General features: G+C 75.5%; 1 pseudogene. It reads left to right on the forward strand.

Features of this window, described 5'->3' with window-relative positions:
* Positions 1-306: 306 nt before the first annotated feature.
* Positions 307-445: pseudogene (locus MKK88_RS34335) on the forward strand (malonyl CoA-acyl carrier protein transacylase); the annotation flags it as partial.

Raw genomic sequence — 445 nt, forward strand, 5'->3', positions numbered from 1 at the left:
CACCACCAGCCCAGAGACCCACGGGGCCCGACACCGCGGCCCCGGCACCGGGCCAGGCGCCCCCGCGGGAGCGCCAATACCCCCCGGGCCAGGAGCCCCCAGCAACGGCGAACGGGATAACCACTCCGGGGCGCAGATCAGCAAGCGCGCCACCGAGGTGATCGCCACCGCCCAGGCCACCGCCCAGACCCCGCGCCAGGGGCTGCGCGCCGTTTCCGACACCGCCAAGGCCATGGACGCGATCCGCGAGCAGGCCGAGGCCGTGGCCGGCAACATCGTGAGCCTGTCGGAGAAGACCCAGACCCGGCGCTCGCCGCCGCCGGCAGCCTCACGATCGCCGATGCCGCAAAACTCCTGCGCCTGCGCGGCGCGGCCATGCAGGAGGCGGTGGCGCCGGGCGCGGGGGCGATGGCGGCGCTGATCGGCACCGATCTCGAAACGGCGC

The sequence above is a fragment of the Methylobacterium sp. E-005 genome, assembly GCF_022829725.1.
Taxonomy (GTDB): Bacteria; Pseudomonadota; Alphaproteobacteria; order Rhizobiales; family Beijerinckiaceae; genus Methylobacterium.